Genomic DNA, 22,882 nt, shown 5'->3' on the forward strand with positions numbered 1-22,882 from the left:
TCCAGGTCCCCTTTCCGGTAGGCTTCAGGTCGATGACCGCCATCCTCTTCATCGACGCCGACGCCTGCCCCGTCAAGGACGAGGCCTACAAGGTCGCCGCACGCCACGGCTTCAAGACCTTCGTGGTGTCCAACAGCTGGATCCGCGTGCCCGCGACCCCGGTGATCGAGCAGATCGTGGTCGACGCCGGCCCCGACGTGGCCGACGACTGGATCGCCGAGCGCTGCGGGCCGGGCGACGTGGTGGTGACCAACGACATCCCCCTGGCCGACCGGGTGCTGAAGGCCGGCGGCGCGGCGCTGGCCCCGAACGGCCGAGTGTTTAGCCCCGACATGATCGGCTCGGCCCTGGCCTCACGGTCCATCGGCGAGCACCTGCGCTCGATGGGCGAGGTCACCAAGGGCCCCGCCGCCTTCGCCAACGCCGACCGCTCGCGTTTCCTGCAGGCCCTGGACCAGCTGGTGGTCAAGGCCAAGCGCGCGGGCCCGCCGCGATGATCGAGATCACCTCCTGGCTGCGGATCGACGAGGACGAGCTGGTCTGGAAGGCCACGCGCGCCTCGGGTCCCGGCGGCCAGCACGTCAACAAGACCTCGACGGCGATCGAACTGCGGTTCGATGTCCGCAACTCCCCGGCCCTGCCCGAGGACGTCAAGGCGCGGCTCGAGACGCTGGCCGGCAGCCGCCTGACCCAGGACGGCGTGCTGATCCTGTTCTCGCAAGGCTCGCGCTCGCAGGAAATGAACCGCCAGGACGCCCAGGAGCGCCTGGTCGACCTGATCCGCCGCGCGACCGAACGGCCCAAGCCCCGCAAGGCGACCAAGCCGACCTATTCCAGCAAGCTCAAACGCCTGGATGGTAAGGCCAAGCGCGGGACCGTGAAGTCCGGACGCGGACGGGTGAAGTTCGACGACTAGGCCGTCGCTTTAGGCGGTTTCCGGCGGCGCCGGGGTGCTGAACCCGATCACGTCCTGCTTCCATTCCGGTTCGACGATCAGGCCGGTCAGCATCTTCTGCAGGTAGCCGGTCATGGCCGCCTGCTCTTCCGGGGTCAGATTGGCGCAGATCTCGCGGTTCAGCGGACGGATCTCGCCGCGGATCTTTTCCAGCAGGTTGCGACCGGTGTCAGTCAGGCACACGACGACGATCCGACGGTCGCTGGGCGAGGCTTCCCGCGCCACCAGGCCGTCGGCGATCAGGCTGTCGATCGAACGGGTCAGCGTCGTGCGATCGGTGGCCGCCAGCTTGGCCAGCCGGGTCATCGACAGGTCCCCAAACCGACGCAGAGAGATCATCGCCACCCACTTGGCGAAGGTCAGGCCGTGTTGCGCCAACAGGTCGGCGGCGACCGCGCGGCGATGCTGCTCGGTCTGATAAAGCAAGTAGCTCAGATAGCTCGGCAGCGGCAGGGCGTGGTCCTCGACCAAGCCGGCGCGCTCATCCCCCTTACGCATAGTCGTTTCGCCCCCCAAAGCGGCGCTCTGTGTCTCATAAGGTTAACGGTCACGCAATCTGCGGCGCCCCTAGGCCAAACGAAAAACCCCGCGAAAGGCTTCGCGGGGTCATCTGTTTCAATTTAAGCGCGAAACCCGAGCGGTGAAATGCGCTTGCCCGGTGTTACCGGTCTCAGGCGCGAGCCCCTAGGTCAGGCGGCGGCGCGGTTGCGGGTGACGCCGCGGGTCAACCAATCGTCCGGATACGTCTCACGGACGGTGATCGACTTGAACTGGGTGACGGGGATGCTGGCGTGGTCGCCGGGGTTCAGATCGCGCGACACCGAGTGGCCGGCGAACTCCTCGATGATGGTGATCACTTGGCTGCTGCCGGCGGCGTTCTCGATCAGGACCATGTTCATGGGGGTTCTACTCGGTGATCTCGAGGAAAATGAGAAAGTCGTGCGGAAGGAAGGGAGCCGAGCCTAGATCTGGCTGGGCTGGACGCGTTCCTTGAGGCCCTTCAGCGCCCAGGCCTCGACAGCCTTGGCGTTGCCCAGGCGGCGGAAGGCGCCGGCCGTGTGCTGCTCGCAGTAGGACCCGCGGCTGGTCAGCTTGGGGCGGCCGCAGAAGCCGAAGTCGTCGCCTTCCGGATTGCCGATCGGCCAGCGGCACGAGTGGGCGCCCAGCTCCAGGATGCCCGAGGTCGGCAGCAGGTCTTCTTCGGTGCGTTCCAGGCGCGGCGCGACGTGGGGCGCGGCGGTGGTCTCACGGGTCGGCCGGCGCGCCGGGATCCGCGACGGAACGCGGACGCTGGTGACGCGCTGGCGCACCGGAACTTCGCGGACGGTGATGCCCAGGCGGTGGACCTTGCCGATCACCGCGCTGCGGCTGACGCCGCCCAGTTGACGGGCCACCTGGCTCGCGCTGAGGCCTTCGAGCCACAGCTTCTTGAGGGTGGCGGTCCGCTCTTCGCTCCAGTCCATGGTCGTTCTTCCCTGCCCGTCCGGAGCCAGCCCGCTCCGGTGAGAAAAGTGGTAGATTTTATGGTTAACGCTCGTCAAACAGTTATGTGCAGACCCACGGTTTGCGATTTCACTTTTCGTGTGAAGAATCACGTAGATACCGGCGATTGTCGCAGGGGCGCGGCCAAGCTTAGATTAAGGAACATTGTTCCGTGACAAGCCCGCGGCCCTGATTTTATAAGGGTTTGGAATGCGTCGCGCGGTCGCAGACCGTGCGGCGAAACGTCAGTCGGGGACCATCATGCGTACTGTGAAACTGGCCGTCGTCGCGGCCCTCTGCCTGACCGTTTCAGCCTGCTCGAAGGACGGCGGCAGCTCGGCCGACGCCCCCGCCGACGCACCGGCGTCCGCGCCCAAGGTGACCGACGCCGACCAGACCGCGGCCCTGGCCGCCCTCCCCGCCCCGTACAACACCGGCGACCTGTCGAACGGCCAGAGCAAGTTCGCCTTCTGCCGCTCGTGCCACACCATCACCGAAGGTGGCCCGGACATGACCGGCCCCAACCTCTATGGCGTTTTCGGCCGCAAGGTCGGCTCCAAGCCCGGCTACGCCTATTCCGAGGCGGTGAAGAGCGCCGGCTTCACCTGGGACGCCGAGCACCTGGACAAGTGGCTGTCGAGCCCGCGCGAATTCCTGCCCGGCACCAAGATGACCTTCGCGGGCATCCACGACGCCAAGGACCGCATCGACCTGATCGCCTATCTGAAGGTCGAGACCGGCTACAAACCGGCTCCGTAAGCGATGCGCCCGGCCCCGCCCGAGATCGAGGCGCTGGTCCAGCGCCTCTACGACGCCAACCAGCGGCGCGACTTCGCGGCGTTCAGCGCCCTGGTCGCGCCGGACCTGCAGTGGCCGGACGCCACGCGGGGCGGCGTGCTGACCTCGCCCGAGGCGGTTCGCGCGTACTGGGCCTATAACGACGCCGCGATCCGGGTGGAGACCACGCCGGTCGAGGTCCATCTGGATGACGACGACCGCATCATCGTGGACGCCAACCAGGTGGTCTGGAACCGCAATGGCCAGCTGTGGTCGGACATGTGCGTGCGGCATTGTTACACGCTCCGCGACGGCCTTTTCTGGCGCATGGATGTGGGTTCCAGGGGGGACTCGGACTGAAGGCCCATGACGCCCGACGAAGATCGGATCGCGCAGCTGCTAAGGGCCATCAACGCCCGGGACCTCGACGCGACCGTGTCGTGCTACGCGCCTGACGCCCGCTTCGCCGATCCGCTCGAAGGCGGCATGCTGGAAGGCCTGGACGCTATCCGCGCCCACTTCGTCCATCTGTTCGAAGCCGTTCGCGTGGAGCTGACCGCGATCACGCTCACGCGCGAACCCGACGACCGCGTCCGCGCCCGCCTGCACATCGTCACGCGCGGCCCCGGCGGCGGGCTTTGGCAGGACGATGTGATCACGGTCTGGTATCGTCTGGACCGGGGGCTGATCGCCGAGCAGGACGTCGACGACAGCGGTCGGGACGGAAACGAACCATGAGCGCGCTGCTGGCCGTGCTGGAAGAGGCCTATGAGGCCTTCAACGCCCAAGACCTGGCGGGCATCCGCGCGGCGCTGCATCCCGAGGTGACCTGGCCCGACACGCTGGAGAGCGGCTCGCCCTTCGTCGGCCTGGAAGCCACGATGGCCCAGTTCGCCCACATCTTCGCGACCATCGTGCCGAACATCCAGCTGATCCGGGTGCTGGAAGAGACCGCCGACGCCCTGACGGTCGAGGCCCAGTACTCTGTGGAAAGCCCCGACGGCCACGTCTGGACCGACACCCGCGCGACCCTGACCTATCACTTCCGCGACCGCCTGCTGACGGGCATGACGATCGTCGGCGGGTTCTAGGCCAGCAGGTCGGCGCAAGCGTCCAGGATGGCTTCAGCGTCCAGGCGGTACTTCCCGTACAGATCCGGCAGGTCGCCGGACTGGCCGAAGACCTCCAGGCCCAGGGCTCGCACCCGCTGCCCGCGCACCGAGCCCAGCCACGACAGGGCCAGCGGCGAGCCGTCGGTCAGGGTGACGAGGCCGGCGTCGCGATCCAGCGGGGCCAGCAGGGTCTCGATCGTGGAGACGCGAGCGCCCTCCCCGGTCCAGCGGGCGCGGCCCGAGGCGGTCCAGTCGCGATGCAGCACGTCGGCCGAGGTGACAGCCAGCAGGCCGGCCTCGGGCATGTCCTCGGCCAACGCCTCGAACGCCGCCAGGGCCTCGGGGGCCAGGGCGCCGCTGTAGACCAAGGCGAGGCGTGCACCGGGCGCCGGAGGCTTCAGCCAATAGGCTCCGTCGATCACGCCCTGGCGCCAGGCGTCGTCCGTCCGCTCGGGCTGCTGCAGCACCCGTGTCGACAGGCGCAGATAGGTCGAGCAGCCGTCCGTCGCCTGGATACGCTCGAACGCATGCGCCATCAGCACCGCCGTCTCGTCGGCGAAGGCCGGCTCGTAGGTGTCAAGGCCCGGCTGGGCCATGCCGATGACCGGCGCATTGATCGACTGGTGCGCGCCGCCTTCGGGGGCCAGCGTCAGGCCCGAGGGCGTGGCGACCAGCAGGAACCGGGCGTCCTGGTAGCAGGCGTAGTTCAGGGCATCGAGACCCCTGGCGATGAAGGGGTCGTACAGGGTCCCGACCGGGAACAGCCGCTCGCCGAACAGCGGCGCGGTCAGGCCCAGCGCCGCCAGGGCGATGAACAGGTTGTTCTCGGCGATGCCCAGCTCGACATGCTGACCGGTCTCGGCCTTGGACCAGACCTGGGCCGAGGGGATGCGGCGGCGCTTGAAGACGTCGTCATGGGCGCGGCGTTGGAAGACGCCCCGGCGGTTCACGAAGCCGCCCAGGTTGGTCGACACCGTCACGTCCGGCGAGGTGGTCACCACTCGGCCGGCGAACTCGTCCTTGCGAGCGGCGATCTCGAACATCACCTTGCCGAAGGCGGCCTGGGTCGACTGCTCGCCCCCGCCGGCGACGGCGGCCAGCAGCTCGTCGGCCGCGGGCGTCGGGATGGCTGGCGCGATATGCTGGCGCTCGACCTCTTTGGCGAACGGCGCGCGCGCGACCAGGCCCTTCAGGGCCGTGCGTTCGGCAGCCGACAGGCCCGACAGCGGATCCCACTCCTCGCCCTCCACGACACCGAGACGCTCGCGCAGCTCGGCGATCTGGGAGGGCGTCATCAGGCCGGCATGGTTGTCCTTGTGGCCCTGGAACGGCAGCCGCAGGCCCTTGACGGTGTAGGCGATGAAGAAGCGCGGCCGGTCGTCCTGTCCCGCCTTCTCGAAGGCCTCCAGCAGGGTCTCCAGGCAGTGGCCGCCCAGCTCGGTCATCAGCTCAGCGAGGTCCACGTCCTTGTAGGACGCGATCAGGGCCAGGGTTTTGGGACTACCCTCCAGGTCGGCATTCAGTCGCTCACGCCAGGCCGCGCCGCCCTGGTAGGTCAGGGCCGAGAACAGGTCGTTCGGCGCGGTTTCGATCCATTCGCGCAGCTTGTCTCCGCCCGGCTTGGCGAAGGCCTCGCGCTGGCGCTTGGACCACTTCAGCGTTTCGACCGTCCAGCCGGCGGCCTCGAAGATCTCGCCGTAGCGGGTGAACATCCGGTCCTGAGTGGTCGCATCCAGGCTCTGGCGGTTGTAGTCGACGATCCACCAGGTGTTGCGGATGTCATGCTTGCAGGCCTCGATCAGGGCCTCGTAGATGTTGCCCTCGTCCAGCTCGGCGTCGCCCAGCAGCGAGATCATCCGGCCCATCTTCTCCGGCTTCACCGCGCCGCGCGCCGCCAGATAGTCCTGGGTCAGCGAGGCGAAGGCGGTCATGGCCACGCCCAGCCCCACCGAGCCGGTCGAGAAGTCGACGTCGTCCACGTCCTTGGTGCGCGAGGGATACGACTGCGCCCCGCCCAGCGCCCGGAAGCGCTTGAGGTTCTCAAGGCTCTGGCGGCCGAACAGGTGCTGGATGGCGTGGAAGACGGGGCTGGCGTGCGGCTTGACCGCCACCCGGTCCTGCGGCCGCAGCGCCTTCATGTAGAGGGCCGTCATCAGCGTGGTCATCGAGGCGCAGGAGGCCTGGTGTCCACCGACCTTCAGGCCATCGCGGCTTTCGCGGAGATGGTTGGCGTTGTGGATCGTCCACGCCGCCAACCACAGAATCCGTTCCTCGAGACGGCGCAGCAGAGCGATTTCCTGCCGCTTGGCCGTCAGATGGCCATCAGCCATGCTTCCTCACCTGCGTTAAGCGGGCGAGGTTTGCCCCTCGCCGTTCTTCTCGGCGGCTTCATACTCTTCGATCTGGCGCGCCGTCCACTCCGGCGACTTCGTGAAGCGCGCGAGCAGGTCATAGAACACCGGAACGATGAACAGCGTCAGCAGGGTCGCGAAGATCGAGCCGGTGAAGATCACCGAACCGATGGTCTTGCGGCTTCCCGCGCCAGCGCCCGCCCAAAGCATCAGCGGCAAGGCGCCCATGGCCGCGGCGATCGAGGTCATGATGATCGGACGCAGGCGCAGGGCCGCCGCCTCGATCACCGCCTCGCGCACGGTCAGGCCCTCGTCGCGCAGCTGGTTGGCGAACTCGACGATGAGAATGCCGTTCTTGGTGGCGATGCCGACCAAGATGATCAGGCCGATCTGGCTGTAGGTGTTGATGGTCGAGCCCATGACCAGCAGGCCGAACAGGCCGCCCAGCGCCGCCAGCGGCACGGTCAGCATGATCACGGCCGGGTGGATCCAGCTTTCGAACTGGGCCGCCAGCACCAGGAACACCAGCAGCAGGGCCAAGCCGAAGGCGATGGCGATACCGCCCGAGCCTTCCAGATAGTCCTTGGCCTGGCCGCCCCACTTGATGCTGACGCCGGGCGCCTGGCGCTCATTGGCCAGGTCCTGGAAGAAGGTCACGGCGTCACCGACGGTGTAGCCGGGGTTCAGCTGGGTGGTCAGGGTCACCGAGCGCAGGCGGTCGACGCGCGGACGGTCCGGGGTGTCGCCGCGCAGCTGAGTGGTCACCACGGTCGACAGCGGCACCAGGGCGCCGGAGCTGGTCCGCACGTTCAGGCGGTTCAGGTCCTCGACGCTGCGACGCTGGTCCAGGTTGGTCTGCAGCAGGACGTCGTATTCCTGGCCGTTCTTGATGTAGGTCGTGACCTGGCGGGAGCCGAACATGGTCTCCAGCGCTCGGCCGACCGACTGGGCCGAGACGCCCAGGGTGGCGGCCTTGTCCAGGTCGATCTGCACCAGCAGGCGCGGCGCGGTCGGCTCATAGTCCAGGCGCGGACGCGACAGGCCCGGATTGTCCTGGGCCTCGGCCAGGATCGGCTTCAGCCAGTCGGCCAGCTGGATGTAGTCGTTGCCCACGGCGATCAGGTCGACGTTGGTGCCGCCGCCACCGCCGCCACCGCCGCCCCGTTGGAACGGACCCCGGACGCTGGCCACGGCGCGCACGCCGGTGATCTTCGACAGCTCCTTGTTCAGCTCGGCGGCCACCTGGTCGGCGGTCTTCTTGCGCTCGCCCCAGGGCTTCATGACCACGACGGCGTTGCCGCTGTTGAACTGGTTCTGGCCAAAGCGCGGGATGGTCAGGATGGTGCGCTCGGCCTCGCCGTTCTCGCGATACTTCGAGATGATCTTCTCGACGCGCGAACCGATCGAGGCGGTGTAGTCGTAGCCCGCCCCTTCCGGCGCGCTGATCTGGATGTCGACGCGGCCACGGTCTTCCGGCGGCACCAGCTCCTTGGGAATGTGGGTGAACAGCAGGAAGGCAAAGCCCGCCAGCAGCACCACGATGCCGCCGGCGATCGCCGCCGACCAGCCGCCCAGGATGCTTTCCAGCGAGGCGCGGTACGAGTTCTTCAGCGCGTCCATGGCCCGATCGACGCGACGAGCCAGCCAGCCCTCGCCGTGCGCGGGCTTGAGCAGCTTGGACGCCATCATCGGCGACAGCGACAGCGCCAGCAGGGCCGAGAAGCCGACGGCGGCGGCGATGGCCACGGCCAGCTCGACGAACAGGCGGCCGATATAGCCGGGCAGGAACATCAGCGGCGCGAACACCGAGATCAATACGATGGTGGTCGCCACGACGGCGAAGAACACCTGGCGGGTGCCGCGCTCGGCGGCGACCAGGGCCGGCTCGCCCTCGTCCACCCGGCGCTGGATGTTCTCGACCACCACGATGGCGTCGTCGACGACCAGGCCGACGGCCAGCACCAGGGCCAGCAGGGTCAGGAGGTTCAGCGAGAAGCCCAGCGGGGCCAGGACGATGAAGGTCGACAGGATGCAGATCGGCGCGACGATCGACGGGATCAGCGCCGAACGCCAGCTGCCCAGGAAGATCAGGTTGACCAGCACGACCAGGCCGATCGACATGCCCATGGTGATCCACACCTCGTGGATGGCCTCGGCGGTGAACATCGAGTTGTCCACGGCCACGACCATCTTGGTGCCAGGCGGCAGGCTCTGGTTGATGACGTCCACTTCCTTGCGGACGGCCTCGGAGATGGCGACGTCGTTGGCCTGCGACTGGCGAGTCAGGCCGATGCCGACCTGATCGATACCATTGCCGCGGAACTGGCGGCGGCGCTCGTCCGGACCTTCCTCGATGCGGGCCACGTCGCCCAGGCGCAGCACGAAGCCGTTGGCGTCAGCCGCGCGCAGCGGCAGGCGGGCGAACTCTTCCGGCTTGGCGTAAGCGCGGGCCACGCGGATGGTGAAGTCCTTGGACGCGCTTTCCAGCGAGCCGGCCGGCAGTTCCAGGTTCTGGGCGTTGAGGGCGTTCTCGACGTCGTCCACCGACACGCCGCGGGCGGCCATCTCGTTGGCGTCCAGCCAGATCCGCATGGCGTAGATCTTGGCCCCGAACAGGTTGGCCTGGGCCACGCCGTCGATGGTCGACATCCGCTCGACCAGATAGCGGTCGGCATAGTCGGCCAGCTGCAGGGGATCCAGCGTGGTCGAGGTCAGGTTCAGGATGATGATCGGCGATGAGTCGGCATTGGCCTTGGCGATCTGCGGCGGATCGGCCTGGTCCGGCAGGTTGCTGGTAACCCGGCTGACGGCGTCGCGCACGTCGTTGGCGGCGGCGTCCAGGTCGCGGTCCAGGTTGAAGGTGATGGTGATCTGCGAGCGGCCGTCACGGCTGCTGGAGTTCACGCGGTCGATGCCCTGGATGCCGGCCACCTGGCGCTCGATCACCTGGGTGATGCGCTCTTCGATGACTTCGGCCGAGGCGCCGCGATAGGCGGTCGAGACCGAGACCACGGGCGGGTCGACATTGGGCAGCTCGCGGATCGCCAGCGACGAGAACGCCGCGAAGCCGATGACGCAGAGAATGATCGCCGCGACGGCGGCGAAGACGGGACGACGGACGGAAAGGTCGGACAGCATCAGCCGGCCTTGCCTTCACGCTTCTTGCCTTCGCCCTTGCCGCCTTGGCCGCCACCCTGCCCGCCCTTGCCGCCGCCCACCGGAGCGCCGTCCTGGATACGGTTCAGGCCGTCGGCGACGATCTTGTCGCCGGCCTTCAGGCCGCCGCGGATCTCGACGAAGCCGTTCTGGGTGATGCCGGTGTCGACGTCGGTGCGACGGGCGACCATGCCCTTCGGACCCTTGGCGATGCGATAGACCGAGGCCTGGTTGCCTTCGAACTGCACGGCCGCTTCCGGCACGGCGGGGGCGTTGCGCACGCCCTGGTCGATGGCGACCTTGACCAGCATGCCCGGCTTCAGGCGGCCGCCGCCATTCGGGAACTCGGCGCGGGCCTTGATGGCGCGGGTGGCGGGATCGATGCGGGTGTCGATCTGGGCGATCGTCCCTTGGAAGGTCTCGCCCGGCAGGGCGTCGGGACGCGCCGCGATCGGCAGGCCCACGCGCAGGGTCGAGAGGTAACGATCGGGCACCGAGAAATCGACGCGGATCACCGAGGCGTCGTCCAGGCTAACGATCGGCGTGCCGGCGGCGATCAGCATGCCCGGCGCGACGTCCGAAATGCCGACCCGGCCCGAGAACGGCGCGCGCAGCACGCGGTCCAGCTTCTGGGCCTGGGCGGTGCCGACCGAAGCCTTGGCGACTTCAAGGGCCGACAGATATTGCTCGGCCGTGGCGCGCGGGGCGATGCCCTTGTCGGCCAGGGTCTTCCAGCGGGCGTAGTCGCGCTCGGCCTGGGCCAGCCGGGCCTTGGCTTCCGAGACGCCGGCGTCTTCCTGGTCGGCCTTCAGCGTGACCAACACCTGGCCGCGCGTGACGGCCTGGCCGTCGCTGAAGTGAACCGAAGTGATCAGTTCCGGCGTGTTGGAGGTGATCGTCACCGACTGACGGCCCTTGGCCGCGCCCAGCACTTCGATGCGGTCGGTGAACGCCTGCTCGGCCACCACCGCCTGCGAGACGTTGGTCGCGCGACCGCCGCCGGCGCCGCCCTTGGCCTCCTTGTCGGCGAAGGCGAGTTTCCAGCCCCCGATCACGACCATCAGGACCACGGCCACCAGGGCCACCACGAGGAAGAAGTGCCTGCGGATCAAGAAAACGCTCCGGGCGCCGATGACTCGGCGAAGCTATAAGTGCGGCGAGATATGCACCGCAGCCTAAAGCGGCGTCCAGTGACACGCGGATGACCAACTGTTTCAGTTTTGAAACAAGCTACAGACGTCGCCACAAAGCGAGCACCACGCCGCGATCGCGGGCGGTTTCGCGTCCTGACAACGTATCACGCCATCCGGCCTGGACGCTCCAGTTTCCAAGCGATCGGACGACGGAGAGTTCGGCCTTCAGCCAGCGCGCCTTGATCGTGTCGCGGTCGGCCTGGCCGCCATAGGTCTGGGCCAGCAGCAGCCAGTTCTTGGCCGGACGCAGGCCCAGGGTCGTGTCGATGCGGGTCTCGTCGGCCAGTCCCTGGCGTTTCAGCCGCGCGGCCTGCAGGTCGACATAGACCTCGCGGCCCTTCCAGACGCCCGAGCGGCCGTAGAGCACGCGGGCTTCCAGATCCAGGCTCCCCTGCCCCGGCGCGGCATAGCCGGCGTTGCGGCCTGCCCCCGCCTCCCCCGCGCCGACATAGACCGCCAGGGCAGAGCGGTCGTCCTGCCGAACGGTCCAGCGCAGCCCAGCCTCGACCGGTCCGCGCCCGGAGTACTCGACCCACTGGTCGTGGCCGCGCGTGACACCGGCCTTGGCTTGCAGGGTCAGGCGCGGGGTCAGGCCGTGCTCGACAAAGACCGACAGCGCCTCGTCGCGGCGATGGCCGATGTCGACCAGCACGGCGTCAGGGTCGAAGCCCTGGTTGGCGGTGCTCTGTTCGTATTTGGCGATGAAGAGCGTACGCCCCTTCTCCACCGGCCAGGCGCCCGCCAGCGCCGCGACCGGGCACGAAAAAGCCGCCGCGATCGCCAGGACCGCGACGGCTTTCAGGATCTTGGAAACGCAGCCTAGTCCGCGTAGCCCGGCAGCTCGCGATCCAGCTTGCGCAAGCAGCCCGGCCACGCCAGGCCGCCGATCATGCCCATGCCCATGCCGACCTGCTTGCGCACCTCCTCCTGCGCCGCGTCGGGCGCCAGGAGGACGTTCTCGCGTCCGATCGACAACGCCATGACCTGCTGCGCGCACGCCCGCTCCAGGAAGAACATCCCCAACCAGCACTCAGCCGCCGAGCTGCCCACCGACAGCGTACCGTGGTTGCGCAGCATCATCAGCTTCTTGGTCTCGCCCAGGTCGGCCACAAGCCGTTCCCGCTCGTCCAAGTTGAGAGCAATGCCTTCATAGTCGTGATAGGCGAGCTGAGGCAAGACAATCAGTGAATGTTGCGTCAGCGGCAGCAGGCCCTCGGCGTGCGCCGAGACCGCCACGCCCTGGTCGCTGTGCAGGTGCATGACGAAGTGGGCGTCCTCGCGCGCGGCGTGGATGGCCGAGTGGATCGTGAAGCCCGCCGGATTGATGTAGTACGGCGTCTTGTCGATGACGTTGCCGTCCAGGTCGACCTTGACCAGGCACGAGGCGGTCATTTCGCCGAAGAACATCCCGTACGGATTGATCAGGAAATGATGCTCGGGACCCGGGATGCGGGCCGAGATGTGGGTGAAGATCATGTCGTCCCACCCGTGCAGGGCCACGAGACGATACAGGGCGGCGAGATCGACCCGCGCCTGCCACTCCGCTTCGCTGACCTTGCCCTTGAGGGACGTGATAGGCAGGGCGCCATCGGCCATGGTGAGCCTCCCGTAGGTTATCATTGTTACCTTGAGGGTCGCGCCGAGGCGAAAGGCAGTCAAGAGGGCCGATGAACCCGCCTGCCCGCTTGCCAGCCTGCTCGGCGCATCGGACCGTGCCTTCGAACGAGGGGACGAGTCGGACCAAATGCTGACGCTGTTGGGCGTGGCGGTGATCGTGCTGGGCTTTGCCCTGCGCTTCAATCCGCTGCTGGTCGTGATCGCCGCCGCCCTGACCTCGGGCCTGGCCGCCGGCCTGTCGCCGGTTGAAGTGCTGGCCGCCTTCGGCAAGGCCTTCAACACCAACCGCTATGTCACCGTCGCCTGGCTGGTCCTACCGGCCATCGCGGTGCTGGAGCGCGCCGGCCTGCGCGAACAGGCGCGCCGAACGATCCAGGGGCTGAAGGCGGCCACGCCGGGCCGGCTCCTGATCGCCTATCTGGCCCTGCGCCAGATCTCGGCGGCCCTGGGCATGACGCAGGTGGCCGGCCACGCCCAGACCGTCCGTCCGCTGGTCGCGCCGATGGCCGAGGCCGCCGGCGAGCCGCTGGACGAGGACCAGCGTGAACAGGTCAAGGCGATGACCGCCGCCACCGACAATGTCGGACTGTTCTTCGGCGAGGACATCTTCCTGGCCATCGGCTCGATCCTGCTGATCGTCGGCTTCCTGGACCAGAGCGGCATCACCGTCGAGCCGTTGCATCTGTCCATGTGGGCGATCCCGTCAGCGATCGCGGCTTTCGTCATCCACGGCGGCCGACTGCTGCTGTTCGATCGAAAGCTGAAGTCATGATCGGCCTGCCGCTCGTCTATCTGCTGGCCGGCCTGATGTTCGCGGCCTTTGCCGCACTGAGCGCCGCCGATCGCGAGAACCGCAAGCGCTTCGGCAACGCCGCCTTCTGGGGCCTGTTCGCGGCGAGTTTCCTGTTCGGCGACCGCTTCGGCGACCTGGGCAACGGCTTCCTGGCGCTGGCCCTGGCCCTGATCGCCGGAACCGGCCAGCTGGGCGTCGGCGCGCCGAAGACCACTTCGCCCGACGAGCGCGAGAGCCTGGCGGCGACCTACGGCGCGCGGTTGTTCATCCCGGCCCTGGTCATCCCCGTGCTGGTGCTGGTCGGCTCCCTGACCCTGAAACGCCTGTCGTTCGTCGATCCCAAGCAGGCCACCCTGGTCTCCCTGGCCCTCGCCGCCCTGGTCGCGGCGATCCTGGCCAAGGTCATGTTCCGCCAGCCGGCCTCAGCGCCCCTTCAAGAAGGTCGCCGGCTGATGGACTTGGTCGGCTGGGCCGCCCTGCTGCCCCAGATGCTGGCCGCTCTGGGCGCGGTCTTCGCGCTCGCGGGCGTCGGCAAGACCATCGGCGAGCTGGCCGTGCAGCTGACGCCGGTCGACAGCCGCTTCGCCGTCGTCGTCGCCTACTGCCTGGGGATGGCGGTGTTCACGGTGATGATGGGCAACGCGTTCGCGGCCTTCCCGGTGATGACCGGCGGCATCGCCCTGCCCCTGGTCATCGGCCGTTTCGGCGGCGATCCGGCCGTGGTCTGCGCCATCGGCATGCTGTCGGGCTTCTGCGGCACGCTGCTGACGCCGCTGGCGGCCAATTTCAACCTTGTGCCAGCCGCCCTCCTACAGTTGAAGGACCGCTACGCCGTGATCCGCGCCCAGGCGCCGACCGCGGTGCTGATGCTGGTCGTCAACGTGGTCCTGATGAACGCCCTCGCTTTTCACAAATGAGCCTCGCCCGATCCACCGCCTCGCGCTTCGCCAAGATCGCCCTGGGCCACCTGACCCGCGAGTATCCCAACAAGCTGGACCATGTGATGGCGGGGCCGGACGACGTCCGCTCGCCGCGCGAGCTGCATCCGATCTTCTTCGGCAGCTTCGACTGGCACTCGTGCGTGCACGGCTACTGGCTGTTGGCCACCCTGCTGCGCCTGCGCCCCGAAATGGCCGAGGCCGAGACCATCGTCGCCCTGTTCGACGACGCCTTCACGCCGGACAAGGTCGCCGGCGAGGTCGCCTACCTGGCCCGTCCCGGGAGCCGAGGCTTCGAGCGCCCCTACGGCTGGGCCTGGAGCCTGATGCTGCAAGCAGAACTGCTGCGCCATGACCGGCCCTGGGCCAAGGCACACGCGCCCCTGGCCGCCGCCTTCAAGGCCCGCTTCGAGACCTTCCTGCCCATCGCCGACTATCCGGTCCGCACGGGCACGCACTACAACACCGCCTTCGCCCTGGTGCTCGCCTACGAATATGCCGAGATGACCGGCGACCAGCCGTTCTTCGACCTGCTGCAGAGCCGGGCCCTGGTCTGGTATGGCCAGGACGCCGCCTGCCCGGCGTGGGAGCCGTCGGGCGACGACTTCCTCTCGCCCGCCCTGATCGAGGCCGAGGCCATGCGCCGCCTGCTGTCGCACGAGCGGTTCCAGATCTGGTTCCCCCGTTTCCTGCCAGACCTTGGCCAAAAGCAGCCCGCCACGCTGTTCAACCCTGTCCGGGTCAGCGACCGCAGCGACGGCAAGATCGCCCACCTGGACGGCCTGAACCTGTCGCGCGCCTGGTGCTGGCGCACCCTGGCCAGCGCCATGTCCGAGGCCGATCCGGCCAAGCCCCACGCGGTCAACGCGGCCCTCAACCACCTGGCCGCCGCCATCCCGCACGTGTCCGGCGACTATATGGGCGAGCACTGGCTGGCCACCTTCGCCCTGCTGGCGCTGGAGAACGGCTAGCTAGACCATGCAACCCTGACGATAAGATCGCTTGCACGAATGTCCGCACACGGTTTACAATCGTTGACAATGCAAGGCGACGGGTACGCGTTAAGGATGAACGCGCGCTCAAGCTCAGGGGCGCGATTCTAGTTCGGGGAGTTCGTCGTCATGCCTGACGCCGCCCACTGCCAGCGTATAGAAATCGCCCACGTCTCCGAAGGTTGGGTCGTCACCGAGGACGGTCGACTGGCCGGACACTTCGACAGCGTCGAAACCGCCTACAAGCAGGCCCTCGCCATCTGCGGCGACCTGTTCGAACGCGGCGTGGCTTCGAAGGTCTACGAAGTGCCGGTCCTGGCCTGAAGTTCGCAGCATCAACCTCCAACCTCCGTCATTCACGCTTTTGCGGCGGGAATGACGGCCGGTGGGAGACTAGATCGGCTCAAGCATCTCGGCGAGCGCCAGCACCGCCGTCCACGGCCGACCGGTGATCCGCGTGCTAAGGGTCTTCTCGACCAGGCTGTTGGTCAGTTTCGAGCCGCCGACGCCGTCGGGATAGATCGCATAGATCTGGCGGCTTTCGGCCCGCGCCTGCTCGGTCCCGCGGATTGCCGCACGCAGGGCGCCCATGGCCTTCTTGTCGGGGGTGTCCTTGCAGAACAGGGTCATCAGCCAGCCCGGATCGGTCGCCGCGAAATCCGGGAACGGGTTGGCCGCGACCAGGGCCCGCCAAGCCTCGGCGCTGCGGACATAGACATCGGTGCGCAGGCCCAGGCGCGCCATCAGCTCGGTTTCGATCTGCGTCTGAAGTTCTGTACCCGTGCGCTCCCCGCTCTCGAACACCAGGTCGCCGGCCTTGGGGCCCATGCGGACTTCGGTGTGGCCGAGATCGGTCAGCAGGCCGGTCAGCTCGTCGGCGGTGATCAGGCGACCGCCAGCGGCATTAACGCTGCGCAGCAGGGCAATGTGGAGAGACATGGTCGGGCCTTTCAAACGAGACGGCTGATCTACTTCTTCGGCGTCGAAAGCGGTCGCTAGTCCTGAGGACGGACGAACACGTAAAGCCCGTGCAACACCCCCCAAGCCAACCCTTTACAATCGTTGACAATGTTTCGCCGCTGGTAGGGCTAACATATTCATCAGGGACTGATTTGCCGCGCCCGGGATGGCGCGACCTGATGGAGCCTAGCCATGGCCCAGACCACGCGTAACCAGTTGCGTACCGAAGTCCGAACCTACCTCCTGGTCAGCGCCGGCGCGTTCGCCCTGGGCCTGGCCATCGGCTTCGTCACCCTGGGCGGGCTCTCCTAAGGGAGAGCCGCTCAGTCGTCTCGGCCGCCGCTCTTCATCAGGCGGGCCTTGTCGCGCTGCCAGTCGCGCGCGGCCTCGGTCTCGCGCTTGTCGTGGTTCTTCTTGCCCTTGGCCAGGCCGATCTCCAGCTTCGCCAGGCCCTTCTCGTTCCAATAGAGCTTCAGCGGGATCATCGTCCGGCCGTCGCGCTGGACCGCACCGATCAGCTTGTCGATCTGCTTGCGATGCAGCAGCAGCTTACGGTGCCGGCGCGGCTCGTGATTGAAGCGGTTGGCGTGGCCGTAGGGCGGAATGTCGGCGTTGATCAGCTTGATCTCGCGCCCTTCGACCGACGCATAGGACTCGGCGATATTGGCCCGGCCGACGCGCAGAGACTTCACCTCGGTGCCGGTCAGCATGATGCCGGCCTCGAAGACCTCCTCGATGAAGTAGTCGTACCGGGCGCGCCGGTTCTCCGCGATCGGCTTGGTCATTACTCGAGGCCAGCCTCGCGCATGGCTTCCAGAATGATCGGACGCACGGCTTCGGCGCAGGTGGTGATCGGCAGGCGCGCCTCGTCCGAGCACAGGCCGAGCTGGGCCATGGCGAACTTGGTCGGGGCCGGCGACGAATCCAGGAACAGCGCCTTGTGCAGGCGCACCAGGCGATCCTGCCAGTAGAGGCCGGTTTCCCACTGGCCGGCCATGCAGGCGTTCATGAAGGCCGCGCAGGCCTCCGGGGCGACGTTCGAGGTCACCGAGATCACGCCGTGGCCGCCATGGGCCATGTAGCCCAGGGCCGAGGGGTCGTCGCCCGTCAGCAGCACCCAGTCGGGACCGCACAGCAGGCGCTGCATGCTGATGCGGGTCAGGTCGCCGGTGGCGTCCTTGATCCCGACGATGTTGGGCAGCTTGGACAGGCGCGCCAGGGTCTCGTTGGAGATGTCGACGCCCGTGCGGCCTGGCACGTTGTAGACGAACACCGGCAGCTCCACGGCGTCGTTGATCGCCTTGTAGTGCTGGTACATGCCCTCTTGGCTGGGACGGTTGTAGTACGGGGTCACGACCAGGGCGGCGTCGGCGCCGACAGTCTTGGCGTGCTGGACCAGCATGATGGCTTCGTCGGTCGAGTTGCTGCCCGCGCCCGCGATCACCGGCACGCGGCCGGCGGCGGTCTTCACGCACAGCTCGACGACGCGCTTGTGCTCCTCGTGCGACAGGGTCGAGGTCTCGCCGGTGGTGCCGACCGGCACCAGGCCATGGACGCCGCCCGAGATCTGGCGCTCGACCAGGGTCACGAACGCTTTTTCATCCACCTCACCGTCCCGAAGCGGCGTGACGAGGGCCGGAATGACGCCCTTGAAGTGAGACTGGACCATGACTTGCAAATTGCCGTGAGGAGACGCCGCATCGGTTGCGGCAGGATGATGGGGGCGGACAATATGTCCCTGCCCCTCGGTCCCGCAATGGGCGCCTCGGGGCAGGTGCGGGATTTGATGGGCCAAGCCGGTCCGGTCAAGCCCCGCCAACCGGTCTTTAAACCTATTAGGGCCTGAATCGTCGCATAGGGGACGGCCCGAGATTCGAGTACAAGCTCTTCGGGGGCTTGGTTAAGGAGAGTGGTTTGGTGTCTGTGGCGCGTCGGATTCTGCTCGGGGGAGCCTGCATCGTGGCCTTGGTCGTCGGGGCCGCGGACGCCCAGACCACGTCGGGCTATGCGACTCCGTACCAGAGCCAGCCCGGCCTGATCACCACCCCGCCGACCGCCGTCCCGGGCGCCCTGTCCGACACCGACTCGGCCAACCTGCAGACCGCCCTGGCCGCCGCCAAGCGTGGCGACGTCTCGGGCGCGCGTATGGCCATGGACAGCCTGCAGGATCCGATCGCCAAGAAGATCGCCCAGTGGCAGCTGGTCGACAGCAACGCCGAGGCGCTGAGCTTCTTCGAACTGGACGCCGCTCGCCGCGATCTGTCGGGCTGGCCGCGCGGCGCCCGCCGTGACGCCGCCGCCGAAAAGGCGCTGTCGACCTCGGGCCTGGATCCGGCCCGCATCATCGCCTGGTTCGGCGGCGCCCAGCCGGCGACGGCCGACGGCGCCATGGCCCTGGCCAGCGCCTGGCAAGCCACGGGCCGCAACCAGGACGCCACGAACCTGATCCGCCGCACCTTCCGCGACAAGGTGTTCGAGGCCGACGCCCAGCGCAGCATGATCGCCCGCTTCGGCGGCATGCTGACCGCCGACGACTACGCCCGCCGCGCCGACATACTGCTGTACGGCCAGCAAGGCCCCGCCGCCCGCGACATCGTCGCCATGCTGTCCGACACCGGGCAGGCCACCGCCCGCGTGCGCATGGCCTATCGCTCGAATTCGGCCAGCGCCAACACGCTCTACAACGGCCTGACGCCCGACCTGCAGGCTTCGCCCGGCGTGGTGTTCGAGCGCGCCGCCTATCTGCGCCGCGCCGGCATGGACACCCTGGCCCTGCCGATGGTGGTCAACTTCCCGGTCCCGCCGACCGAGGAAGCCTCCACCGCCATCTGGAAGGAGCGCAAGCAGCTGATCGTCTCGGCCCTGAAGGCTGGCAACAGCGCGGGCGCCTACGCCGCCGCCGACAACACCCGGGCGCTAGCCCCCGCCGACATCGCCGAGAGCGAATTCTACGCTGGCTGGATCGCCCTGACCCGCCTGAAGAACCCCGACGCCGCGGCCGCCCACTTCGCCGAGATCGCCGCCGTCGGCGCCTCGCCGATCACCCGCGGTCGCGCCCTCTACTGGCAGGGCCGCGCGGCCGAGGCGCAAGGCGACCTGATCGCCGCCCAGGCCTTCTATGGCGAGGGCGCGCGCTACATCACCACCTTCTACGGCCAGTTGGCCGCCGAGAAGGCGGGCATCAAGGAACTGCGCCTGGACCGCGACCCGGTCATCACCCAGGCCGACCGCGCCCGCTTCTATGGCCGCGAGCAGGTCCGCGCCGCGCGGATCCTGGCCGACAACGGCCAGCGCGACCTGTTCCGCAGCCTGGTTCTGTATATCGACGACACCCTGCCCAATGCCGAAGAGTCGGCCCTGCTAGTCGACATGGCGCGCGGCTACGGCGACCAGGACCTGGCCATGCGCGCGGTCCGCACCGCCGCCCAGCGCGGCATGATGCTGCCCGAGCGCGGCTATCCGCTGCTGGACCACCACTTCACGCCCGGCGCCGGCGCGGCCGAGACGGCCTTCGTCTATTCGATCTCGCGCCAGGAAAGTAACTTCGACCCGGCCGCCCGCTCGGGTGTCGGCGCGCGCGGCATGATGCAGTTGATGCCGGCCACCGCCGCCATCGTCGCGCGCAAGCTGGGCGAGGCCCACACCGTCGATCGCCTGTCGGACGCGCCCTACAATATGCGCCTGGGCTCGGTGTATCTGGGCGACATGGTCCGCAGCTTCAGCGGCTCGTACATCATGGCCGCCGCGGCCTACAACGCCGGTCCGGGACGTCCCGCCGCCTGGGCGGGCCTGTGCGGCGACCCGCGCGGCGCCCAGACCGACCCGCTGGACTTCATCGAGTGCATCCCGTTCTCCGAGACCCGCAACTACGTGATGCGGACCCTGGAGACGACGATGGTGTATCGCGCCCGCCTGAACGGCGGCGTCAGCCCGCTGACCCTGTCGTCCGACCTCAAGCGCGGCGGCTATGTCTACACGCCGTCGGTAGCCTCGGCGGACATCGGGTCGGCCCAGCCCTAGGCGCGTTTCGCCGCCAGCACCGGCCCGACATCGGTCTGGACCAGCTCGCCGTCCAGCCGGAAGACATGGCTGAGGATGAACCGCGACAGCGCCTCGCGCGGCTTGCCCTCGGCGACGATGCGGCCGTGATCGACGACGATGATCCGGTCGCAGGACCGGGCCGCCAGGCCCAGGTCGTGCAAGGTCACTACGACGGCCGCGCCACGCTTGGCCTCGGCACGTAGCAGGTCCAGGGTCAGCAGCTGAGCGTCCGGATCCAGACCCGCCACCGGCTCGTCGGCGACCAGCAGCGGCGCCCGCGTGGCCAACAGGCGCGCCAGCAGCACCCGAGCGCGCTCGCCGCCGGACATGTCCAGCACGCCGCGATCGGCCAGGTCCCTGGCGCCCACGCGGTCCAGGCATTGCAACGCCAGGAGGTCGGCCGCCGTGTCGGCCAGGTCGCTGGCGCCCAGCGCCGCGACCATGCGGGCCGGCAGGTTCCAGGCCACGCGGCGGTCCTGCGGCAGGTAGCCGACCAGCTTGGCGCGTTCGTCCGGCTTGAGGGCGGCCAGGGCCTTGCCCGACAGTTTCGCCTCGCCGACGCTCAGCGGCAGCAGGCCTAGGCCCGCGCGCAACAGACTGGTCTTGCCCGCGCCGTTGGGGCCGACCACACCGACCAGCTCCCCGGCGGCGACGCTGAGAGACGCGGCTTCCAGCACCGTCTTGCGCCCCTGGCGGGCGGAGAGGTCCGTGAGGGTCCAGGCGCTCATGCCCGCCAGCTCCGCGAGGCGCGCCAGGCCAGCAGGGCGAAGGCCGGGGCGCCAAACAGGGCCGTCACGACGCCCAGCTTCAGCTCCTGCTCAGTCGGGATCAGGCGGGCTGCGAGGTCCGCCAGCACCAGCAGCAGCCCGCCGGCTAAGGCCGAGGGCCACAGGATCCGGCGGGGATCGTCCTTGACCAGCGCCCGCACCAGGTGCGGCGCGGCCAGACCCACGAAGCCGATCACGCCCGCCGCCGCCACGGCCGCGCCGGTCAGCAGGGCCGAGCCGGCCACCGCATAGACCCGCAGGCGCGACATCGGCAGGCCCGACATCCGCGCGGCCTCCTCGCCCAGGGTCAGCATGCGCAGCCCCTGCCCGGCCCGCATGCACAGGGCCGCCCCCAGCGCCATCGGGATCAGCGCTCGAGCGGCGTCAGTCCAGTCGCGGTTCTGCACCGAGCCCATCAGCCAGGCCAGGATCTCGGCAGTCGCCACCGGCGAGGGTGAAAGGTTGAAGACCAATGCGGTCAGAGCGCCGCCGAACGCCGACAAGGCCACGCCGAACAGGATCAGCGCCTCAGGTTCCTTGAACCGCGCCGCCAGGGCCACGACCATGGCGCCGGCGGCCAAGGCGCCGACCAGGGCCGACAGCTCGATGCCGCCGGGAACCAGGGCCAAGCCCGCCGAGATCGCCAGAGCCGCGCCCAGGCCTGAGACTGCCGAAACGCCCAGCACGCCGGGATCGGCCAGCGGGTTGCGCAGCAGTCCCTGCATGGTCGCGCCCGCCAGACCCAGAGCCGCCCCGACCAGAGCGGCGACGGCGACGCGCGGCGCGCGGATGGTCCACAGCACTTCACCCGGCGGCGAAGCCGGATGGCTCAGGGCCAGGCCGTACTGCGCCATGGTCAACGGCGTTTCGCCCAGCGACACGGCCAGGATCGCCGCGCCAGCCAAGGCCAGCAGCATCAGGAGACAGAGACGCAGCAAGCTCATCGCGCCGCCCTCGCCAGGGCTTCGGTCCCATCGGCGGCGAACCAGCCGGCGCAGCCGACCACGGAGCCGGGCAGCGAGGCCACGGTGCGGGTGCTCACGACCTTCTGGAGCGCGGCGTGGCGGCCGGGTCCCCAGCGATCGGCGCCAGCACGGACCATGTCGAACAGGCCCAGCACCACCGCGGCCGGCGGCTGCATCACCATCCGCTCCAGCGACACCGGCGCGAAGTACGTGTCCTTGGTCGCGTTTGTGTATCCGGCCGCCTTGAACATGGCGTCGATCAGCGTGCCCGAGCCGGCCGTGAAGCCGCCCGGCGTCAGATAGAGGGCCGCCCGTCCCTGCCCCGCTCCGGCCGAACGCGCCAGCTGGGCGTCCATGCGGGCGATCAGCGCCTCGCCCTGCGACTTGCGATCCAGGGCGACGGCGACCTTGCGGACATTGGCCCGCAGGCCGTCGAAGTCAGCGGCGTCGTCCAGGGCGACGGTGGTGATGTTCTTCTTTTCCAAGGCCTTGGACAGCCGCGCGTCGCCGCCCCACAGGCGGACCACGACCTCGGGCCGCGCCGCCACCAGGCTCTCGAAGGTGGCCCGCCGCAGCGGCAGTCCGCCGGCCCGGTCGCGCATGTAACTGTCGCGCGAGACGGCCCGATGCGAGAGGCCGACGATGGTCTCGCGCGGCGCCAGGGCCAGGACGTACTGGTCGGCGCACGAGTCCAGCGACATCACGCGCGGTCCGGCCAGCACCGCACTGGGCGCAACCGCCATCGCCGCCAGAAGCGCTAGCAAGGCCTTGGCGGCGCTCATG

The 22,882-nt window shown here is 68.6% G+C and carries 26 protein-coding genes; 12 read left to right on the top strand and 14 right to left on the bottom strand.

Going from position 1 to position 22,882, the window contains the following annotated elements:
• Positions 1–32 precede the first annotated feature (32 nt).
• Entirely contained in the window at positions 33–497 is a 465-nt protein-coding gene (locus AC1RRR_RS06805) for a YaiI/YqxD family protein (RefSeq protein ID WP_492811568.1), read from the top strand.
• On the top strand, positions 494–916 hold the full coding sequence (arfB, locus tag AC1RRR_RS06810) for an alternative ribosome rescue aminoacyl-tRNA hydrolase ArfB (protein ID WP_454716787.1): 423 nt from the start codon (positions 494–496) through the stop codon (positions 914–916). The genes AC1RRR_RS06805 and arfB overlap by 4 nt, the downstream gene beginning before the upstream one ends.
• Positions 917–925: 9 nt before the next feature.
• Here arfB and AC1RRR_RS06815 read toward each other — a convergent pair whose 3' ends face one another.
• From AC1RRR_RS06815 to AC1RRR_RS06825, 3 genes are all read right to left on the bottom strand, one after another.
• Complete coding sequence (locus tag AC1RRR_RS06815; protein ID WP_492811569.1) at positions 926–1,453, bottom strand: MarR family winged helix-turn-helix transcriptional regulator; 528 nt, start codon at positions 1,451–1,453, stop codon at positions 926–928.
• Between the two features lie 191 nt (positions 1,454–1,644).
• Positions 1,645–1,854: a hypothetical protein gene (locus tag AC1RRR_RS06820; protein ID WP_492811570.1), complete on the bottom strand. Its 210-nt coding sequence runs from the start codon at positions 1,852–1,854 to the stop codon at positions 1,645–1,647.
• A 63-nt stretch (positions 1,855–1,917) separates the two neighbouring features.
• A complete protein-coding gene (locus AC1RRR_RS06825) occupies positions 1,918–2,418 on the bottom strand; it encodes a GcrA family cell cycle regulator (protein ID WP_492811571.1) in 501 nt (166 codons plus the stop codon).
• A 280-nt stretch (positions 2,419–2,698) separates the two neighbouring features.
• Here AC1RRR_RS06825 and AC1RRR_RS06830 point away from each other — a divergent pair, with 280 nt between their 5' ends.
• The 4 genes from AC1RRR_RS06830 to AC1RRR_RS06845 are packed head-to-tail and all read left to right on the top strand — an operon-like array spanning position 2,699 to position 4,305.
• Positions 2,699–3,196 (top strand): c-type cytochrome, encoded by a 498-nt coding sequence (locus tag AC1RRR_RS06830; RefSeq protein WP_492811572.1) that lies wholly within the window; start codon positions 2,699–2,701, stop codon positions 3,194–3,196.
• 3 nt (positions 3,197–3,199) lie between these two features.
• Entirely contained in the window at positions 3,200–3,574 is a 375-nt protein-coding gene (locus AC1RRR_RS06835) for a nuclear transport factor 2 family protein (RefSeq protein ID WP_492811573.1), read from the top strand.
• Positions 3,575–3,580: 6 nt separating this feature from the next.
• The gene (locus AC1RRR_RS06840) at positions 3,581–3,952 is read left to right on the top strand and encodes a nuclear transport factor 2 family protein (RefSeq protein WP_492811574.1); all 372 of its coding nucleotides are present in this window, start codon (positions 3,581–3,583) and stop codon (positions 3,950–3,952) included.
• Positions 3,949–4,305, top strand: coding sequence for a nuclear transport factor 2 family protein (locus AC1RRR_RS06845; protein ID WP_492811575.1), 357 nt, complete (start codon positions 3,949–3,951; stop codon positions 4,303–4,305). Before AC1RRR_RS06840 ends, AC1RRR_RS06845 begins: the two co-directional genes overlap by 4 nt.
• Here AC1RRR_RS06845 and AC1RRR_RS06850 read toward each other — a convergent pair.
• The 5 genes from AC1RRR_RS06850 to AC1RRR_RS06870 all read right to left on the bottom strand — a co-directional run bounded on the left by AC1RRR_RS06850 (position 4,302) and on the right by AC1RRR_RS06870 (position 12,622).
• Positions 4,302–6,656 (bottom strand): thiamine pyrophosphate-binding protein, encoded by a 2,355-nt coding sequence (locus tag AC1RRR_RS06850; RefSeq protein WP_492811576.1) that lies wholly within the window; start codon positions 6,654–6,656, stop codon positions 4,302–4,304. The genes AC1RRR_RS06845 and AC1RRR_RS06850 overlap by 4 nt on opposite strands.
• Positions 6,657–6,671: 15 nt before the next feature.
• On the bottom strand, positions 6,672–9,815 hold the full coding sequence (locus AC1RRR_RS06855) for an efflux RND transporter permease subunit (RefSeq protein WP_492811577.1): 3,144 nt from the start codon (positions 9,813–9,815) through the stop codon (positions 6,672–6,674).
• A complete protein-coding gene (locus AC1RRR_RS06860; RefSeq protein WP_492811579.1) occupies positions 9,815–10,945 on the bottom strand; it encodes an efflux RND transporter periplasmic adaptor subunit in 1,131 nt (376 codons plus the stop codon). The genes AC1RRR_RS06855 and AC1RRR_RS06860 overlap by 1 nt, the downstream gene beginning before the upstream one ends.
• Before the next feature lie 118 nt (positions 10,946–11,063).
• On the bottom strand, positions 11,064–11,753 hold the full coding sequence (locus AC1RRR_RS06865; RefSeq protein ID WP_492811788.1) for a hypothetical protein: 690 nt from the start codon (positions 11,751–11,753) through the stop codon (positions 11,064–11,066).
• A gap of 92 nt (positions 11,754–11,845) precedes the next feature.
• The gene (locus AC1RRR_RS06870) at positions 11,846–12,622 is read right to left on the bottom strand and encodes a class II aldolase/adducin family protein (protein ID WP_492811581.1); all 777 of its coding nucleotides are present in this window, start codon (positions 12,620–12,622) and stop codon (positions 11,846–11,848) included.
• Between the two features lie 148 nt (positions 12,623–12,770).
• Here AC1RRR_RS06870 and AC1RRR_RS06875 point away from each other — a divergent pair, with 148 nt between their 5' ends.
• From AC1RRR_RS06875 to AC1RRR_RS06890, 4 genes are all read left to right on the top strand, one after another.
• Positions 12,771–13,415, top strand: a complete 645-nt coding sequence (locus AC1RRR_RS06875) for a DUF969 domain-containing protein (protein WP_492811583.1) — start codon at positions 12,771–12,773, stop codon at positions 13,413–13,415.
• Complete coding sequence (locus AC1RRR_RS06880; protein WP_492811585.1) at positions 13,412–14,353, top strand: DUF979 domain-containing protein; 942 nt, start codon at positions 13,412–13,414, stop codon at positions 14,351–14,353. Before AC1RRR_RS06875 ends, AC1RRR_RS06880 begins: the two co-directional genes overlap by 4 nt.
• A complete protein-coding gene (locus tag AC1RRR_RS06885; protein WP_492811587.1) occupies positions 14,350–15,345 on the top strand; it encodes a DUF2891 domain-containing protein in 996 nt (331 codons plus the stop codon). The genes AC1RRR_RS06880 and AC1RRR_RS06885 overlap by 4 nt, the downstream gene beginning before the upstream one ends.
• Positions 15,346–15,495: 150 nt before the next feature.
• Positions 15,496–15,690, top strand: a complete 195-nt coding sequence (locus tag AC1RRR_RS06890) for a hypothetical protein (RefSeq protein ID WP_492811588.1) — start codon at positions 15,496–15,498, stop codon at positions 15,688–15,690.
• 69 nt (positions 15,691–15,759) lie between these two features.
• Here the strand turns inward: AC1RRR_RS06890 and AC1RRR_RS06895 are convergent, their stop codons facing one another.
• Complete coding sequence (locus AC1RRR_RS06895) at positions 15,760–16,305, bottom strand: DUF1697 domain-containing protein (RefSeq protein WP_492811590.1); 546 nt, start codon at positions 16,303–16,305, stop codon at positions 15,760–15,762.
• Positions 16,306–16,518: 213 nt separating this feature from the next.
• On the opposite strand from AC1RRR_RS06895, the gene AC1RRR_RS06900 reads away from it, so the two are divergent.
• Positions 16,519–16,638 carry a hypothetical protein gene (locus tag AC1RRR_RS06900; RefSeq protein WP_454716804.1) on the top strand — a complete coding sequence of 40 codons (120 nt, stop codon included), beginning with the start codon at positions 16,519–16,521 and terminating at the stop codon, positions 16,636–16,638.
• 11 nt (positions 16,639–16,649) lie between these two features.
• Here AC1RRR_RS06900 and smpB read toward each other — a convergent pair whose 3' ends face one another.
• Together smpB and dapA are read right to left on the bottom strand one after the other, a co-directional pair.
• On the bottom strand, positions 16,650–17,111 hold the full coding sequence (smpB, locus tag AC1RRR_RS06905) for an SsrA-binding protein SmpB (RefSeq protein ID WP_454716805.1): 462 nt from the start codon (positions 17,109–17,111) through the stop codon (positions 16,650–16,652).
• Positions 17,111–17,995, bottom strand: coding sequence for a 4-hydroxy-tetrahydrodipicolinate synthase (gene dapA, locus AC1RRR_RS06910; RefSeq protein ID WP_492811591.1), 885 nt, complete (start codon positions 17,993–17,995; stop codon positions 17,111–17,113). Before dapA ends, smpB begins: the two co-directional genes overlap by 1 nt.
• A 245-nt stretch (positions 17,996–18,240) precedes the next feature.
• On the opposite strand from dapA, the gene AC1RRR_RS06915 reads away from it, so the two are divergent.
• Positions 18,241–20,346 carry a lytic transglycosylase domain-containing protein gene (locus AC1RRR_RS06915; RefSeq protein ID WP_492811592.1) on the top strand — a complete coding sequence of 702 codons (2,106 nt, stop codon included), beginning with the start codon at positions 18,241–18,243 and terminating at the stop codon, positions 20,344–20,346.
• Here AC1RRR_RS06915 and AC1RRR_RS06920 read toward each other — a convergent pair.
• Genes AC1RRR_RS06920 through AC1RRR_RS06930 form a run of 3 tightly spaced genes read right to left on the bottom strand, consistent with a single transcriptional unit; the run spans position 20,343 to position 22,881 of the window.
• Positions 20,343–21,095, bottom strand: a complete 753-nt coding sequence (locus AC1RRR_RS06920; RefSeq protein ID WP_492811594.1) for an ABC transporter ATP-binding protein — start codon at positions 21,093–21,095, stop codon at positions 20,343–20,345. The two genes, AC1RRR_RS06915 and AC1RRR_RS06920, sit on opposite strands and share 4 nt — an antisense overlap.
• A complete protein-coding gene (locus tag AC1RRR_RS06925; protein ID WP_492811789.1) occupies positions 21,092–22,132 on the bottom strand; it encodes a FecCD family ABC transporter permease in 1,041 nt (346 codons plus the stop codon). Before AC1RRR_RS06925 ends, AC1RRR_RS06920 begins: the two co-directional genes overlap by 4 nt.
• Positions 22,075–22,881: an ABC transporter substrate-binding protein gene (locus AC1RRR_RS06930; RefSeq protein ID WP_492811595.1), complete on the bottom strand. Its 807-nt coding sequence runs from the start codon at positions 22,879–22,881 to the stop codon at positions 22,075–22,077. The genes AC1RRR_RS06925 and AC1RRR_RS06930 overlap by 58 nt, the downstream gene beginning before the upstream one ends.
• Position 22,882: the final 1 nt, after the last annotated feature.

The organism is Caulobacter sp. GW821-FHT12D05 (assembly GCF_058807295.1).